This window comes from Staphylococcus felis (assembly GCF_003012915.1).
Taxonomy (GTDB): Bacteria; Bacillota; Bacilli; order Staphylococcales; family Staphylococcaceae; genus Staphylococcus; species Staphylococcus felis.
Window position 1 is genome coordinate 179,944 of sequence record NZ_CP027770.1, and the last position, 18,328, is coordinate 198,271.

At 35.7% G+C, this 18,328-nt stretch carries 15 protein-coding genes; all 15 read right to left on the reverse strand.

The features are described 5' to 3' along the window. Positions 1–60: 60 nt before the first annotated feature. The 15 genes from C7J90_RS00915 to C7J90_RS00985 all read right to left on the reverse strand — a co-directional run bounded on the left by C7J90_RS00915 (position 61) and on the right by C7J90_RS00985 (position 18,265). The gene (locus tag C7J90_RS00915) at positions 61–1,497 is read right to left on the reverse strand and encodes a tetratricopeptide repeat protein (RefSeq protein ID WP_103210587.1); all 1,437 of its coding nucleotides are present in this window, start codon (positions 1,495–1,497) and stop codon (positions 61–63) included. A gap of 16 nt (positions 1,498–1,513) precedes the next feature. Then, positions 1,514–1,999, reverse strand: a complete 486-nt coding sequence (locus C7J90_RS00920) for an acyltransferase (RefSeq protein ID WP_103210589.1) — start codon at positions 1,997–1,999, stop codon at positions 1,514–1,516. Next, complete coding sequence (lgt, locus tag C7J90_RS00925) at positions 2,000–2,845, reverse strand: prolipoprotein diacylglyceryl transferase (protein ID WP_174688363.1); 846 nt, start codon at positions 2,843–2,845, stop codon at positions 2,000–2,002. It abuts the gene before it with no gap. Then, positions 2,836–3,768, reverse strand: a complete 933-nt coding sequence (gene hprK / locus C7J90_RS00930; RefSeq protein ID WP_103210593.1) for an HPr(Ser) kinase/phosphatase — start codon at positions 3,766–3,768, stop codon at positions 2,836–2,838. Before hprK ends, lgt begins: the two co-directional genes overlap by 10 nt. Positions 3,769–4,062: 294 nt before the next feature. After that, on the reverse strand, positions 4,063–4,431 hold the full coding sequence (locus tag C7J90_RS00935) for an SHOCT-like domain-containing protein (protein ID WP_103210595.1): 369 nt from the start codon (positions 4,429–4,431) through the stop codon (positions 4,063–4,065). Then, positions 4,428–7,277: an excinuclease ABC subunit UvrA gene (gene uvrA, locus C7J90_RS00940; protein ID WP_103210597.1), complete on the reverse strand. Its 2,850-nt coding sequence runs from the start codon at positions 7,275–7,277 to the stop codon at positions 4,428–4,430. Before uvrA ends, C7J90_RS00935 begins: the two co-directional genes overlap by 4 nt. 7 nt (positions 7,278–7,284) lie before the next feature. Further along, entirely contained in the window at positions 7,285–9,267 is a 1,983-nt protein-coding gene (gene uvrB, locus C7J90_RS00945) for an excinuclease ABC subunit UvrB (RefSeq protein WP_103210599.1), read from the reverse strand. 143 nt (positions 9,268–9,410) lie between these two features. Then, positions 9,411–9,647 carry a CsbA family protein gene (locus C7J90_RS00950; protein WP_103210698.1) on the reverse strand — a complete coding sequence of 79 codons (237 nt, stop codon included), beginning with the start codon at positions 9,645–9,647 and terminating at the stop codon, positions 9,411–9,413. Positions 9,648–9,657: 10 nt separating this feature from the next. After that, positions 9,658–10,299 (reverse strand): YfbR-like 5'-deoxynucleotidase, encoded by a 642-nt coding sequence (locus C7J90_RS00955; protein WP_103210601.1) that lies wholly within the window; start codon positions 10,297–10,299, stop codon positions 9,658–9,660. Between the two features lie 101 nt (positions 10,300–10,400). Next, a complete protein-coding gene (locus C7J90_RS00960; protein ID WP_103210603.1) occupies positions 10,401–11,255 on the reverse strand; it encodes a CHAP domain-containing protein in 855 nt (284 codons plus the stop codon). A 191-nt stretch (positions 11,256–11,446) separates the two neighbouring features. Then, positions 11,447–12,551 (reverse strand): peptide chain release factor 2 gene (gene prfB / locus C7J90_RS00965; protein ID WP_179947986.1). Its coding sequence is split into 2 segments (ribosomal slippage): positions 11,447–12,478 and positions 12,480–12,551, totalling 1,104 coding nucleotides; the frame shifts between segments, so codons are not numbered across the junction. A 30-nt stretch (positions 12,552–12,581) separates the two neighbouring features. Next, positions 12,582–15,110 carry a preprotein translocase subunit SecA gene (secA, locus tag C7J90_RS00970; protein WP_103210604.1) on the reverse strand — a complete coding sequence of 843 codons (2,529 nt, stop codon included), beginning with the start codon at positions 15,108–15,110 and terminating at the stop codon, positions 12,582–12,584. A gap of 565 nt (positions 15,111–15,675) precedes the next feature. Next, on the reverse strand, positions 15,676–16,236 hold the full coding sequence (hpf, locus tag C7J90_RS00975; protein ID WP_103210606.1) for a ribosome hibernation-promoting factor, HPF/YfiA family: 561 nt from the start codon (positions 16,234–16,236) through the stop codon (positions 15,676–15,678). A gap of 60 nt (positions 16,237–16,296) precedes the next feature. Beyond that, positions 16,297–16,914 (reverse strand): ComF family protein, encoded by a 618-nt coding sequence (locus C7J90_RS00980; RefSeq protein ID WP_232618912.1) that lies wholly within the window; start codon positions 16,912–16,914, stop codon positions 16,297–16,299. 40 nt (positions 16,915–16,954) lie between these two features. Further along, entirely contained in the window at positions 16,955–18,265 is a 1,311-nt protein-coding gene (locus tag C7J90_RS00985) for a DEAD/DEAH box helicase family protein (protein WP_103210610.1), read from the reverse strand. Positions 18,266–18,328 lie beyond the last annotated feature (63 nt).

The following is an 18,328-nucleotide window of genomic DNA, read 5'->3' on the forward strand; positions in this document are numbered from 1 at the left end:
TCGTTCCTCCTCTTAATATTATCATTCGCATTTTATACTATTTTATCAGTAAGGGCAAACTTATATGCTCAATAGCTCATCTAGTGCCATTTCAAGTTGCTTAACAGTGATATCGAACACTTCTGAAACGTCTAATTGAGAATATGTTGGGTCAGTTGACTTAAAATAAAGATACGTAACTGCCGCAACATATGCCACTACTTTGTCTGTATCCACATGTTTGGCTAACAAACTTTCAGCATAATTAATCCAACTTAAAAATAACGCTGATTCTTGCTTCGTCGTATCGTGCTGATAAAGTTCTAACATACCTAGGTGAATAAAATGGAGCTTTGTCAGTTGTAAATTTTGAATCAAATAGGATAAGTACAATTTTTCATAGTCTCCTAATTCTTCAAGGATGCTCCACACCTCTTTTGTCATGAGTACTTCGTTTCCATTTAATTGTTTAAGCAAAAACAAGCCGTACAAACGTTGATGTTGATCATCACTCGTTAATAAAGGTTTAATCTGTGCATTAAAATATTGAAAACTTTCTTCAATGTCCCATGGTGTGGGCCCTGGATGCACTTTTGAAACTTGAACTAAACGCTCCCAAAAATACTGACTTTGCGCACGATTTCCCAAGTAATAATAATTAAACGCTAATGCATGGAAGAGTTGAAAAGTTTGAAACTTTCCTTTTTTATACAATGGCATTAGTAATTTTTGAGAAGAGGCATATTGTTTCAAGTAACTTAATACAATACCTAACTTAAACGATTCATCGTCATTAATCGGCACAACTTTATTCAACACCTTCAAATAGTGTTTAAATGACGCGACCTCATTCATGTTGTATAGCAATAAAGTATAATGACATAAAGCATGTACATCTGACGAATCCTCTTGAAGAAGTCGCTCAAACATTTCTTTAGCGATTTGGTTTTCGTTAAGATATAAGTAACACATCGCTAAAAGATTCCTAACTATCCTATTGTCTTGAATTGACTCATCTTGCTTTAAGATGTACTTACGAGCATCTAACAAACGTCCCTGTCCAAATAAATACTGAAATATAATTTGAACAACAAATAATTGACTTTCCGTTTCCAACTGGTGTTCAGCATGGATAGTCACTTCAAACATTTTCTCGAGTTCATCTCGATAGTCGTCATCTTGTGCTGTCAATGCATAATTCAAACCGAATAGATAAGCTTTATTCGGTTCATTTAAATCCATATTAAGTTGACTTAATTCATAATAGGCTGCTTCAAGATTCTCTCCTTGGCTAATCTCTTCATAAAAAATGGCTTCTGCACGTTCAGGCATATTGCGCTTAGTGTAACAAGTGGCTAGGTTTTGCTTGGCATCAAAGTTTTCTGGTGACAATTCTAACACTTTTTCGTAATAACGCGTCGCTCTCATATAATCTTGCTGTCTAAATTTCTGTAAAGCTAAGCGTTCATAAACTGAAACATCTGAACCTAATTGTATTATATTTTTGTTTTGTGCCATTATTGTCACCTCACTTTCAATTTTTATATTTAATTTGAATTGGATTGCCATACGCTAATGCATAATCAGGAATATCTTTAGACACGACACTACCCGCACCAATTTCAACGTGACGTCCTATTTTGATACCTGGCAGTACAGTAACATTAGCGCCTACCATCGTATGATCCCCAATCACAACTTCACCATAACGAAATGAATCATTTAAAAATTCATGTGTAAGTATGGTTGCATTATAACCAATGATGACATTTTTACCAATTGTGATTTTTTCAGGGTAAAGCAAATCCGGCACAACTTTATAAGCTAATGCCGTATGAGGTCCAATCGACATTTTAAGAAAGCGTCGGTATACCCATCGTTTCAAACGAACAAATGGAATGTAGCGCGCTATTTCTATGATAACTGTATTCTTCAAAATTTTAGTGAATTGAATATAACGATACATTTGCCAAAGTGTGTTGTAGCGATGTTTGGGAATTATTTTTAGTCTTCTTTTCATTTAACGTCTACCTTTTTGCTGATTTGGCCATGATAATACATTAGCATCTTTGTATAAAGGGATATTGTTTTTTGTACGTCGCCATACAATGATGACGATTCCTATAACAAGTAGTAAAATTGACATCAATTGTGCAACTCGAATCGTTTCTGTAAGCATCAAACTATCTGTACGCAATCCTTCAACAAAGAAACGCCCAACGGAATACCAAATTAAGTACATAAAGAATGTTTCACCTATTCTGAGATGTTTACGTATTGTAATAAGCAAAATAAAGCCTAACACATCCCAAATGGACTCATATAAAAAGGTTGGATGGTAATATATTCCATTAATATACATGTTATCAATAATAAATTGAGGTAAGTGCAAACTTTCTAAAAATGAACGAGATACTGGGCCACCGTGTGCTTCATGATTCATAAAGTTCCCCCATCTTCCTATACCTTGCGCTAAGATAATGCTCGGCGCAACAATATCACCAAGCTGGAAGGGGTGCCAATTTTTTTGATACGCATAATATATCCCCATTGCAAAGGCGCCAATCAATCCTCCATGAATTGCAATACCACCACGCCATATCATAGGAATTTCTACAGGGTTTTGCAGGTAATATCCCAAATTAAATATGACGAAGTATAATCGTGCAGAGACAATCGCTACAATAACACAGACAATTAAGATATTAATCAAATCGTCCTCTTTGAATCCTACTTTTTGTGCGCTTTTTTGAGCAATCCAATATGCAATTAATATCGCTGCTGCAATAATAATACCGTACCATCTAATTTCTAGTGGCCCTAGCGTAAAGGCAACTGGTTCAATATAACTTAAATTCATGATGATGCTCCTTTACCATTTTTCATAATTTCAGCATTTAAACGCTCATTAAATTCCTCCGCTGTATTAATGCCCATAATATTCAAACGATAGTTCATCGCAGCAACTTCAATGATAACTGCAACATTTCGCCCTGGTCTAACAGGAATCGTCTTTTTCGTAATTTCTGTGTCTAAAATTTTTAAAGTTTCTTGCGATAAGCCAACACGGTCATAAAGCTTATCTTCACGCCATGTTTCTAAATTAATATTTAAACGTATTCGTTTTTGAGTCAGTATCGATCCAGCACCAAATAAAGTCATAACGTTTATAATACCGAGTCCACGTATTTCAAGAAGATGTTCAATAATTTTAGGTGGCTTTCCGACTAACTGATCTTTTGTTATCTCTTTAATTTCGACGTTGTCATCCGCAACTAAGCGATGTCCTCTTTTCACAAGCTCTAGCGCTGTTTCACTTTTACCGATACCAGAATCACCTGTAATGAGTACGCCAATACCATAAACATCGACCAAAACACCATGTAAAGATGTTGACTTTGCAAGTTCATGTTCTAAATATGTCGTTAATCGTCCCATAACACGTGTAGTGGCTTCATCCACATAAATCAGCGGTGTATCTGATTCTCTTGAAGCTTGTAGCAATTCTTCCGGTGCTTCATGCCCTCTTGTAATGATAATAGCCGGGGTGTCTGGACGGCATAATTTGCGCATACGGCCATGCCTTTCTTCATCCGGCAATAAATTATAAAATGATAATTCCGTTGTACCAAGCAATTGTATTCGATTCGATGCATAGTGTGAGAAATAACCCGCCATCTCTAATCCAGGTCGGGAAATATCCGTATTATGTATCGGTCGATTTAACCCTTGACTCCCTGAAATAACTTCAAGATTAAATCGCTCTACTAAGTCTTTAGTTGTTAACATGCACTCACCTCAATGTCTAAAGTTATCTTTATAAATTCTAACAAGATCATACCATGTATCTTATTTACTTCAAATCATCTATCGTTTTGAAATGAATTCCGTCCTACATTATACATTATAATCGTTTCAGACCTCATAAAAAAGTTTATCACTCGCTATAGCTCATATTCCTTTATACCATTCCATCACATTATATCGCCACTTTACGTTGTTACTAAATAGTCTATAATAAAAGAACCACTCACGCATGTACGAGAAGTGGTTCTTTCAAATCCATAATGTTTCAAATTTAAGCTATTTCATATTTTTGTATAATTGATCTCTTAACGCTCTAATTGTCTTTTCAATTTCTGTGAATGGATCTTTATTTTCACGTGTATCCTCATTCACTCCATCAATTTTGAACCCTTTTCGCAAGTTGTCTGAGACATCACGCAATGTTTGATAGACAACATCTTCAATTTCTGACGTACGTTCTTGGTTAGATTGATGACCTTGTTGCTGACTACTTTGTTTCGATTGTTTTTGTTGAAACTGATCCGTACCTTCTGATTCACTTGACCCTCTATTCGTATTCATTGCATCAAGTAACGTAACCGCTTCTTCTACTGAAATCTTACCTTCTTGTAATAATTCTAAAACTTTAACACTGCCTTGGTTCATTTCTGCGCCTCCATTCGCTTTTGATCACGCTCTAATATTGCTTTCAAATAACGACCTGTGTAAGAAGATTCATGACGTGCAATTGCTTCAGGTGTACCCGTGGCTATAATTGTGCCACCACCTTCACCACCTTCAGGCCCTAAATCAATTAAATGGTCTGCTGTTTTGATCACATCTAAATTATGCTCAATAATAACGACAGTATCACCATTATCAACAAGCTTATTGATGACTTTTAAGAGTTTATTGATATCATCTACATGCAGTCCAGTCGTCGGCTCATCTAGAATATAAATCGAACGACCCGTTGATCGTTTATGCAATTCCGATGCGAGTTTGACACGTTGTGCTTCACCACCTGAAAGCGTTGTAGCTGGCTGTCCGAGTGTAATATAGCCTAATCCAACATCAACAAGGGTTTGAAGTTTACGCTTAATTTTAGGAATGTTTTCAAAAAACCTAGTTGCATCTTCAACGGTCATCTCAAGTATATCTGCAATATTTTTTCCTTTATATGTTACTTCTAACGTTTCACGATTATAGCGTTTACCGTGACATACCTCACACGGAACATACACATCTGGTAAAAAATGCATCTCAATCTTGATAATACCGTCGCCTTTACATGCTTCACAACGTCCACCTTTGACATTAAAACTAAATCTTCCTTTTTGATACCCTCGAACTTTTGCTTCGTTTGTAGAAGCAAATACATCACGTATATCATCAAATACACCTGTGTATGTTGCTGGATTGGAACGTGGTGTTCGACCGATTGGTGACTGATCGATATCAATAATCTTATCGATTTCTTCAACACCTTCAATCGCATCATGAGCGCCTGGCTTGACTTTAGACTTATTGATCTTTTTCGCAAGTGACTTAAACAACACTTCATTAACAAGGGAACTTTTACCCGAGCCTGATACCCCTGTCACAACATTCATAACAGATAACGGTATATCAACATCTATGTTTTTTAGATTATTGCTTCTCGCACCTTTTATCGAAATTTTTCGGTCAGTCAATTCACGTCTATGTTCAGGGACTTCGATAAATTTTTGACCACTTAAATACTGTCCTGTCAAAGACTTTTTCTTACGCATGACTTGTTTCGGTGTACCGCTTGCTACAATCTGACCGCCATGCTCCCCAGCGCCTGGACCAACGTCAACTAAATAATCTGCTGCAATCATCGTATCTTCATCATGTTCAACAACAATGAGTGTATTTCCTAAATCGCGCATTTCTTTCATCGTATGAATCAAACGATCGTTATCCCTTTGATGAAGTCCTATCGATGGCTCATCCAAAACATATAAAACACCGGTCAAGCGTGATCCAATTTGTGTCGCTAATCGAATGCGCTGCGCTTCACCACCTGATAAAGTTCCAGATGAACGGTTTAATGTTAAATAATCTAGTCCTACATTATTTAAAAATGAAAGTCTTTCAATAATTTCTCGCAAAATCAATTCTGCAATTTGCGCATCTTGTTCAGACAACTCTAGATTTTGATAATAAGTCAATGCTTCATGAATCGACTTTTCAACAATGTCACCAATATTTTGATCACCGATATAAACCGACAACGCCTCTTTACTTAATCGTTTACCATGACACGTTTCACATGGCTGTTCAGCCATATATTTTTGCATCATTTCACGGACATATTCAGATGGTGATTCATGAAAGCGACGTTCAATATTTGGGATGACACCCTCAAACGGCATCGCACGTGTTCGATTTTGTCCATTTTTGGACTCAAACGTAAATGTGATTTCTTTATCACCAGAACCATATAAAATAATATTTCTTTGTCGTTCTGTTAACTTATTAAAAGGTTTATCCATATTAATTTTATACACTTCACATACACGTTTTAATAATGTCGGATAAAAATCAGAGCTTGTCGGCTCCCATGGTACAATTGCCCCCTCATTCAATGTTTTATGTTTATCAGGTACAATTAATTCTAAGTCAGCTGTTAATTTTTGACCTAAGCCGTCACATGTCGGACATGCACCAAAAGGACTATTGAAACTGAACATTCTCGGTTCTAACTCACCTATCGAAAAACCACATATAGGACAAGCATGCTTTTCAGAAAACTCTAATGGCTCACCACCTATTACATCGACAAGTAAGCGTCCTTCAGATAATTCAAGAACCGTTTCAATTGAATCTGCTAACCTCGATTCTATCCCTGGTTTGACAACAAGACGATCAACCACTACTTCAATAGTATGGTTTTTATTTTTATCAAGTTCAGGCACCGCTGTAATATCTACAATATCGCCATCTACACGTACACGTACATACCCTTTTTTACTCATATCATCCAATAGTTTTTCATGTGTTCCTTTACGATGACTCACAACCGGGGCAAGCAATTGAATTTTAGTACGTTCTTCTAATTCTAGTATGCGATCTGACATTTGTTGTACTGTTTGTGATTGAATTTCAATGCCATGATTTGGACAGTATGGTTTGCCGATACGTGCATAAAGCAAGCGAATATAATCATATATTTCTGTCACCGTTGCCACTGTCGATCTCGGATTCTTACTTGTGGTCTTTTGATCAATGGATATTGCAGGAGAAAGGCCTTCAATTGTATCAACATCAGGCTTATCCATTTGGCCTAAAAATTGACGTGCATATGCACTGAGAGACTCAACGTATCGGCGCTGTCCTTCCGCATAAATCGTATCAAACGCTAGCGATGATTTACCAGAACCCGATAATCCAGTCATCACAATCAATTTGTTTTTTGGCAATTCAATATCTACATTTTTCAAATTATGGGCGCGTGCCCCTTTTACCACAATAGACGGTTCTCTCATGTGTTTTTCACCCTTCTGCTTTTAATTCAAATAACAAGTCCCTTAACTCTGTAGCTTTTTCAAAATCAAGCGCTTTTGCTGCTTCTTTCATTTCTTTTTCGATGTTTTGTATCGTTTTTTGACGTTCTTTTTTCGTCATTTTTTGCGGTACTTCTTTACGGTTATCTTCATTCGTTTCATTTGTTTCTACAGTTGCACTAATCACATCGTGTATCCGTTTTTGAATTGTTTTTGGTGTAATGCCGTGCTTCTTGTTATGCGCCATTTGAATATCGCGACGTCTTTCAGTCTCATCAATAGCATGTTGCATGGAGTCTGTGATTTTGTCCGCATACATAATCACTTCACCTTTATCATTACGCGCAGCACGACCAATCGTTTGAATGAGTGAGCGCTCTGAACGTAAAAACCCTTCTTTATCTGCATCTAAAATCACAACAAGTGATACTTCAGGTATGTCAATACCTTCACGTAATAGATTGATACCGATTAATACATCAAATGTTCCCATTCTTAAGTCGCGAATGATTTCAATACGTTCAAGTGTCTTGATTTCAGAATGTAGATAATTTACTTTGACGCCAGCTTCTTTAAGATATGTTGTTAAATCTTCACTCATTTTTTTAGTTAATGTCGTAATTAAGACTCTCTCATTTTTGTCAACACGTTCTTGTATTTCACTTAACAAGTCATCAATTTGATTTTTCGTTGGGCGAACTTCAATTTTTGGATCTAATAATCCAGTTGGTCGAATAATTTGTTCAACCATTTCGTCCGTATGCTCTAACTCGTATGGACCTGGTGTAGCAGACACATAGACAAGCTGATGTGCTTTCTCTTCAAATTCCTCAAACTTTAAAGGTCTATTATCCAACGCACTTGGCAATCGAAAACCATGCTCAACAAGAACGTTCTTACGCGCTTGGTCACCATTATACATACCACGAATTTGTGGTAATGTAACATGGGATTCATCAATCATAATGAGCCAATCGTCTCCAAAATAGTCTAATAATGTGTACGGCGTTGAGCCTAATGGTCGTAACGTTAAATGGACAGAATAGTTTTCAATACCTGAACAAAAGCCCATCTCTCTCATCATTTCAAGGTCATAATTTGTACGTTGCTCTAAACGCTGTGCTTCTAATAATTTATTCTCACTTTTGAGTTTTGCTAATTGTGTATCAAGTTCTTTTTCAATACGTTCAATCGCTACTTTCATTTTTTCTTCGCGTGTAACGAAGTGAGATGCAGGGAATAATGCAAAATGCTCTCGCTCTCTAATGACTTCACCTGTGAGGTAGTTAATTTCACTAATGCGATCAATTTCATCACCAAAAAACTCAACACGTATACATAATTCATCACGTGAAGCCGGAAATATCTCGACAACATCTCCACGTACCCGAAATGTACCACGACTAAAATCAATATCATTACGCGTGTACTGAACATCTACAAGTTTACGTAATAATTCACTACGATCCATTTCCATTCCCACTCGAATACTCACAACTAAATCTCGGTATTCATCTGGATTCCCTAAACCATAAATACAGCTGACACTCGCAATAATAATGACATCATCACGTTCAAAAAGTGCACTTGTCGCAGAGTGTCTCAGTTGGTCAATCTCATCATTGATTGAAGCATCTTTTTCAATAAATGTATCTGTTGATGGGACGTATGCTTCTGGCTGATAGTAATCATAATAACTGACAAAATACTCAACTCTATTGTCTGGAAAAAACTCTTTAAACTCACTGTACAATTGTCCAGCTAGCGTTTTATTATGTGCGATAATGAGTGTAGGCTTTCCTACTTCTTTAATCACATTACTCATTGTAAAGGTCTTACCCGTACCTGTTGCACCTAACAATGTTTGGTGACGCTTGCCTGCTTTAACACCTTTGACTAATTCTGCTATTGCCTTAGGTTGGTCCCCTTGAGGATCAAAATTTGAATTGATTTTAAACGGATAATGCTCCATTTATGTTCGCCCCCTAATAACAGTAATATGTTTATTTTAACAAATTCTATTCAAAAAATACAAACATCCGTTCGTTTCATATACTGAATATAATCTTTTTCTTCTTCTCAATACGAAGAGGATAAGACAGCCATCACGCTATCTTACCCTCTAAAGTTTTCGTTTTTATGCATTTCAAGTTGATCTACAATTATATACCCAGCCAATATTGAAACGACATCCAAAAAGATAATCCATTCGTCATGAAAAAAACCTTTGTAGATCGATGCACCTATTAAAATGAGTGTCACTATTGTTCCAATCCATTTGTTTCGTGTAATAGTGCTAAATATAACAACAAGAACACACGGAAAAAAAGCAGCAAGGATATACCAAATCAATACCATCTAATCACGTCTTTCTATCTTGTAATATACGCATCGTCGTTTCTTTCAATTCTGTACGCGGAATAAATCGTTCTGTTAGCATTTCTGGAATCACATAATCTATAAAATCTTGTACAGCATATAGGTGATCAAATTGCATAATCGTTTCTAAACTCATTTCATATATTTCAAAAAACAATGGTTCCGGATTTCTTTTTTGAATTTCTCCAAATGTTTCGTATAATAAATCAATTTTATCGGCAACTGACAGGATTTGTCCTTCTATTGAATCATCTTTTCCTTCTTGGAGACGTTTTCGATAAATATCTTGATACTGCTTCGGAATATCTTCTTTAATAAACGTATCGACCATCTCTTCTTCAACTTGGGAAAAAAGTTTTTTTATTTCACTACTTGCATACTTTACAGGCGTCTTGATATCTCCTGTAAATATTTCAGCAAAATCATGATTAAGTGCTTTTTCATATAGGCTTTTCCAATCAATTTCTTTTCCATGATATTCTTCAACTGTACCTAAATATTGTGCAATTTTAGTCACCTTAAAGGAGTGAGCAGCTACATTATGCTCAAAATATTTAAACTTTCCAGGAAGTCGAATTAACTTTTCTAAATCTGATAGTCTCTTAAAATACTGATGAACACCCATTCCTAAACCTCCTACATAACACCATTTAATTATTGATTAATATAACACATTTCAAGAATACGATTCACTTTATAAACTAAAATTAGAAAAAGCTTCATATTTTAATCATGAATATATAAATATTGATCTGGGTTAATCATTTTACGTTCGCTCACAATCCCTTCTCCAATCCAATTCATTTCTTTTACTATCATATAACTATTGTCAAGTGCAATTGATTTCACAATAGCTACATGTCCGTGTGCTCCAATTTGAGACGTTAATATCGCTCCCACTTCTGGTGTATGATTGACGTTGTATCCTTCTTTTTTTGCATGATTCAACCAATTTTTGGCATCACCCCAATAGTTAGGAATAGGACGATTGCGTTTTTGTCGTTCTTCAAAGACAAAATGTGTACACTGACCTTTAACGTATAAATTGGGGCTTTTAACAGTTGATACTGGGGTAAGTATTGTAGGCTTGAGTAGTTCTGTAAGCTTAGCATCATCATTATGGTAAGTATTGATGAATGTTTTGTCATTAATGACTGGTTTTGTAGCATTATGAGGTGCTCTAGACAGTCCATTAGCATTCGATTGAGGTGGCAAAGTTAATGATGGATTAATCATATGCGCTAATCCAACATCAGTTTTGGCGAGGAGCCGTTGGGGCACTAATGTATCAATATGATCGTTCCACTCTGCTAATTGCGCCTTAGAAATATGATGCCGCTTCAATATTGATGCTAATGTATCACCAGGTTGGACAACAATCATATCTTGAGTTGGAACTTTTACCTTTTGACGTGCTTTTAATTGGTCTGTTTTGAAGGTGTTATATTGCTGGAGTTGTTGGGTAGTCGTAGCAAACTGATGCGCTAATTCGATTAAAGAGATATCTTTAGGCAATGTATACCACTGTGTATGAGAAAGAAAAGTAGCCAAAAAGAGCATAGCATAATTCATTTTGTACATCACATCACACCTTTTTAAATTCAATAAAAGTGGTGTATAATCTTTACCAGTTCACTCAAGACAATACACCACTTTAGTCAATTATGTTTTAAATCACGCTAAAATAGAGTCATTTTTGCGCGCTGTGACGTTCTATGCGAAGTCAAAGCGCAATTTCAACAACCTTGCGATGATTGTGTTTCACAAGATTTTTATTTCATCAAGCTTCTTAAATATGCTTCGATAAATGGTTCAATCTCACCGTCCATAACAGCATTCACATTACCTGTCTCTTCGTTTGTTCGATGATCTTTTACCATTGAATACGGATGGAATACATAAGAACGTATCTGACTTCCCCATCCAATATCTTTTTGTTCTCCGCGAATTTCTGCTAATTCTTTTTCTTTTTGTTCTATTTCAAGTTGATATAACTTTGCTTTTAACATTTTCATAGCTGCTTCACGGTTTTTAATTTGAGAACGTTCATTTTGATTGTTCACGACAATACCAGTCGGATGATGGGTAATACGAATTGCTGATTCGGTTTTGTTAATATGTTGACCACCAGCTCCAGATGCTCTGAACGTATCAACTGTAATATCATCTGGATTAATTTCAATTTCGATTTTTTCATTATTAAACTCAGGAATCACATCACATGATGCAAAAGAAGTATGACGTCGGCCTGATGAATCGAATGGTGAAATACGTACTAAACGATGAACACCTTTTTCGGCTTTCAAGAAACCATAAGCATTGTGACCTTTAATGACAATTGTCACGCTTTTCACCCCTGCTTCATCGCCGGCCTGATAATCTGCTATTTCAACTTTAAACCCTTTCTTTTCGCAATAACGTTGGTACATGCGCAATAACATGTTCGTCCAATCTTGCGACTCTGTACCTCCAGCTCCTGGATGCAGTTCTAAAATAGCATTGTTCGCATCGTGCTCCCCATCTAATAATAATTGTAATTCAAAATCAGCTAAACGCACTTCAAAATTGAGAACTGTTTCATTTAAATCTTCCTGGACAGCTTCATCTCGTTCTTCTTGAAGCAATTCATAAGTTGCGTCCATATCTTCAATATCAGCTTCTAATGCCTCATATGCATTCACAATAGATTTAAGTGCATTATTTTGATCAATGATAGATTGTGCACGTTCTTGGTTGTCCCAAAAAGTAGGTTCCGCCATCATCTCTTCATATTCTTGAATGTTTGTCACTTTATTTTCTAAGTCAAAGAGACCCCCTAAGTTGTTCAAGTTTTAAAGTGTAACGTTCAATGTATCGTTTAATCTCAGATAGTTCCATCATTTGTGTAAACTCCTTTACGTATTCAATTTATTTGCCGTGGCAGTTCTTGTATTTTTTGCCGCTGCCACACGGACATTGGCCATTGCGTCCTACCTCATTCTCTTTAACGATAGGCTGTGGCTTGACCTTTTCTTTGCCATCATTTGCTGACACATGTTTGCCTTCTAATTCTTTTGTTTTTTCTCGTTCAATTGTATCATCTACTGTGATTACTGATTTTAAAACATACTTACTTACATCTTCTTCAATGCTTTGCATCATAACATCAAATAATTGATGCCCTTCATTTTGATAATCGCGTAGTGGATTTTGTTGACCATAAGAACGTAAATGAATACCCTGACGTAATTGATCCATTGTATCGATATGAGATGTCCAATGTGCATCAATTGAACGCAATAAAATCATTCGTTCAAATTCAGGCATACGCTCTTCAAGTTGCGCTTGTTGTTTTTGATACGTTTCTTCTATTTTAGTCCAGATGACATCATAAATGTCTTCACGGTCTTTGCCCTTAATATCAGAAATATCAAGTTCACCTTCATGTAAGAAAATATCCTCAACTTGATGAATAAGTGGTTCGTAATCAGGATTATCATCATCTTCATTGACATAATTGTCAATCGTTCGTTCAAGCGTGGATTGCATCATCTGTTTCACTAAATCCGAACTATTTTCATCATCAATGATACGATTACGCTCTTCATACATAATTTCACGCTGCTTACGCAATACTTCGTCATATTCTAAAATGCGCTTACGTGCATCAAAGTTATTCCCTTCAACACGTTTTTGTGCTGACTCAACTGCACGAGATACCATTTTAGATTCAATGGGTGTGGAGTCATCCATACCTAAGCGATTCATCATAGCTTGCATTCGTTCTGAGCCAAATCGAACCATCAAATCATCTTGTAATGATAAATAGAATCGACTATCACCTTTATCACCTTGACGACCTGAACGACCACGCAATTGATCATCAATACGTCTTGATTCATGACGTTCTGTACCAATAACTGCTAATCCACCTAGCTCTTCAACACCTTCTCCAAGCTTAATGTCTGTACCTCGACCTGCCATGTTAGTTGCAATGGTTACAGCACCTTTTTGACCTGCTCCTGATACAATTTCAGCTTCTTTCTCATGGTTTTTCGCATTTAAAACACTATGTCTAATACCGCGTTTTTTGAGTAAATTAGAAATATATTCAGAAGTTTCCACTGCTACTGTCCCTAATAGTACAGGTTGGCCTTTGCGATGTTTTTCGATTACTTCTTCAACTACTGCATCAAATTTCCCTTTTTGACTGACATAAATTAAATCCGAACGGTCTACACGTTGAACCGGTCTATTTGTAGGAATTTGAGTAACAGTCATATTATAAATGTTACGAAACTCTTCTTCTTCGGTTTTGGCTGTACCTGTCATACCTGCTAGTTTATTGTACATTCTAAAAAAGTTTTGGAAGGTAATAGATGCCATTGTTTTAGACTCATTTTGAATTTTGACACCTTCTTTTGCTTCAATTGCTTGATGCAATCCTTCTGAAAAGCGACGTCCCGGCATTGTACGACCTGTAAATTGGTCGACAATCAGTATTTCTCCATCAGAAACCATGTAATCGATATCTCTTTGCATCGAATATTGAGCACGTAAAGCTAAATTGATATGATGAATAATGTCTACATGTTTAATATCGTAAAGATTATCAATTTTAAACATACGTTCTGCTTTATCGATACCTTGTTCTGTTAATTGAATACTTTTAGTTTGAACATCATAATTATAGTCATCATCAGCTTTAAGCATTTTTGCAAATACATTTGCTTGTGTGTAGAGTGATGTTGATTTCTCAGCTTCACCAGAAATAATCAATGGTGTACGTGCTTCATCAATTAAAATTGAGTCAACCTCATCAATAATTGCAAAATTAAGAGGCTTCATAACACGATCTTCTTTAAAGTTCACCATATTATCTCGTAAATAATCGAACCCAAGCTCATTGTTAGTACTGTACGTAATATCACGTGCATAGGCATCACGCTTTTGTTCTGTTTTTAAGCTATTTAAATTCAAACCAACTGACAGGCCTAGAAAATTATATAGTTCTGCCATTTCTTCACTTTGAACAGTAGACAGATATTCGTTGACTGTAATAACATGTACACCGCGACCTGTTAATGCATTTAAATATGTTGGCATCGTTGCTGTTAATGTTTTCCCTTCACCTGTTCTCATCTCGGCTATATCGCCTCTATGAATCGCGATACCCCCCATAATTTGAACTTTATATGGTGTCATGTTAAATACACGTTTTGCCGCCTCACGGACTAACGCAAAAGCCTCGGGTAATATTTTCTCTAATTTTTCTTCTTGCTTTTTTATATTTTCAATTTCTTGTACTTCATTTTGAAATGATTTTGTTTTTTCTTTAATTTCATCGTCAGTCAAAATTGACATATCTTCTTCTAATGCAATTACTTTATCTGCTAATTTACTTAAACGTTTGACTTCTTTTTTATTACCGTCAATTAGTTTAGTTAAAAAACTCATTCTGTTCGCTCCTTTAGCTTAAAAAACTCTATCGCTTACAACAACTCATCATACCATTTTTTAGTATAAATTTATACTCATACACTATGAGATTGGAACAAAAACCATTCAAATTCAAGCAAAGCCAAGGTTGGGACAAAAGCGCTTAGAGTTTGAGCATAACTCGAGCAATTCAAAAAATTGTTTCTCAAATTTTGAAGAATTGCGAAGTTATGCCGAAAACTCTGCATGCGAAACACCGTCTATAAAAAGGTTGTTGAGATTGCGCTTTGACTTCGAGCAGAACCTAGCAGTGAACAAAATTGTTCCCCAAATTTTGTGAAACTGTGTAGTTCTGTTGAGAAGTCAGCAATCGAAACACCGTCTATTAAGGTTGTTATTTCTCTTTATCTTCTATTTTAATACCTTTTCAAGTCAAAAAGAAACCTATGGCTCAATTATGTACCATAGGTTTCATTAATTATGACTTTATCTTGTTAATGACTCTTGATTATCGAAATAGTTTCGTTGATAAACAATACTTTACGTTATTATTTAACGTCTCATTTATCTGATGTTCTATCAACTATTCTGTTTCAATTAAGCCATATTTACCATCTTTACGACGGTATACAATACTTGTTCCATCCGTTTCTCGATCGTTAAATACGAAGAAATCGTGACCTAATAAATTCATTTGTAAAACCGCTTCTTCAGAATCCATTGGTTTTAAGCTAAATGTTTTAGAGCGGATGATTTCGATATCTGACTCACTTGTATCTTCTTCATTTTCAGATACATTTGGTACAGTTTCTACAAAAATATCCTCTTCATAGCCACGGTCTCTATTTTTACGATTGACTCTTGTTTTATATTTGCGTACTTGACGCTCTAATTTACTATTAATTAAGTCGATACCTGCATATAAATCGTCATGACGTTCTTCTGCACGTAATGTGACATTTTTTAAAGGAATTGTAACTTCAATTTTAGTACTTGAATTTTGATATGTTTTCACTTTTACATGTGCTGTTGCATTTGGCACATTTGTAAAGTAACGTTCAAGTTTACCAATTTTCTCCTCAATATAATTTCTAATAGCATCTGTGATTGTGAGGTTGTCCCCATGAATTTCAAAGTTAATCATAGTGCTCTCTCCTTTCAACCTCTTATATTTATTTCTTAACTATATTTTAACATGTTTACGCTATCGTGCAAACGTTAACATATTTAATTTTCTGACTTTTTTACTGAATAGTATTCTCGCAGCGTGATGGGCTGTTTCACCAGTAGTGTATATGTCATCTATCAGTAAAATATGCTTGTTTTGGAGATTTATTTCCCCTTTGAAATACATCGGATTTTGAGATATACGCCTTTCGTATTGAGAAAGTTGGTACTGTTTAGGTCGTTTTACCATACCCAAACATTTCAAATAATTTATTTTTTTCAAATCTAAAATCGTCGTAACAGGATTAAAGGTGCGTTCGAAGTCATTATCTTCTGCAGATGGGATGGGCACAATATAGTCATAATTTTGTCTAGGTACAGAGATATAGCGTGCAAAGATATGTCCTAATGCGACATCTTTCATAAATTTGTATTGATGAATCAGTGATTTGATTATGCCGTCATAATGAAAAATGGGCGTGATACATTCAAAAATATTTGTATTTTCAGGTTTTTGACTACAGTTTTTGCAAATACTATGCTCTAGACTCCCTTTACAATACGTACATCGTCCTTCTTCTATAAATTTAAGTCGTTCTAATAAGTTAAGACATTTTTCACACAATATTTCAGGGGGTGTAAAGGCGTTATGCATGTTCAGCTGTTCTCTTATTCTGCTATGACAAATCAAACAATTAATGATCTATCCATCCCCTTTTTAAAGCTAAGTTGTTCATTTTAAAAATTTCGTGTCTTGCTTGATACATCGCAACCGTCCTACCTTCATGGAAATATATCACCGTTCCAGTTGGATCTTCCGCTTTACGTCCAACCCTTCCAGCAATTTGGATTAGTGCACTAGAGGTGTAGGTATGGCTATCCATAACCCATACATCTAAATGAGACATAGTAAACCCTCTTTCCAATATAGTTGTTGTAAGTACAATTGAATATTTCCTTTCACGTAAGGCCGCTACTTTTTCTAACCGATCCGGGTCTTCGCTATAGATGCAACACATCCCTTTTACAACAGATTGATATGTTTTATAAAAAATCAGCATTTGTTGGATATGATTGAAGAAGAGTAAAGTTGTCCGTTGATGACTTTGTTGGTTTTTCAATTGTCTTAACAGTTGATTTTGAATTTGATGATGCTTCACTTTATAAAATTTAAACTTTGGAACGACTAACTTATTACGATGAAATCGGGCAGGCAATATCACAGTATTGGAAGCGCTGAATTGACTTTTAAGGCGGGATGGAGGGGTTGCTGTCATATAAATATGACTTGATTTATCTCGTGATGCTTTAGAAATAGCATTCATTAGTTGTGGATCCATCGAAAGTGGAAAAGCATCCACTTCATCAATAAATACGACATGAAAATGATTTTTGAAACGATATAATTGATGTACAGTTGATACAACAAAATGTCCATCAAAACGTTGCGAGCTCGCTTGATGTAAAACATCGATAGCTTCATCTTTAAATGTTGAAATAATACGTTCACTTACTTCAACAACAACATCTACTCTAGGTGAAACGACTGCAATATTATATCCTAGCTTACGTGCTTGAGAGATAGCTTCAAACATCATTTCTGTCTTGCCTGCGCCGGTAACAGCATGCAATAACAACGAAGTCTGAGATAAAACTGCACGTACAATCTTATCTGACGCATATTGTTGTTGCTCAGAAAGAACAAAAGGCAGCTCGTAATTGCCTTGAGAAATGACGGTATGACTTTGAGTCACAATGCACTTTGATATATTATCCATACGCCCCATATTGATACAATTCCGACAATACACAACATCTTGATGAAGTACCTGACTATAGTATCGATAAAATGCACGCTTAGCATCTATTTCACATCGCGTACAATGATATCCATAGCTCGTCTCTGTCACACCTAAACATTCAGTTGCAATTATTTCGTCAGTGCGTTGATCAACATCATTGATAACTTGTCCGTAATATTTGATACTCGTCCCCCCTTCACTCATTTACACGCTATAATATATTTGCTTACTTTAAAAAATAAGAGCAAAACATGAAAAGACATGCTC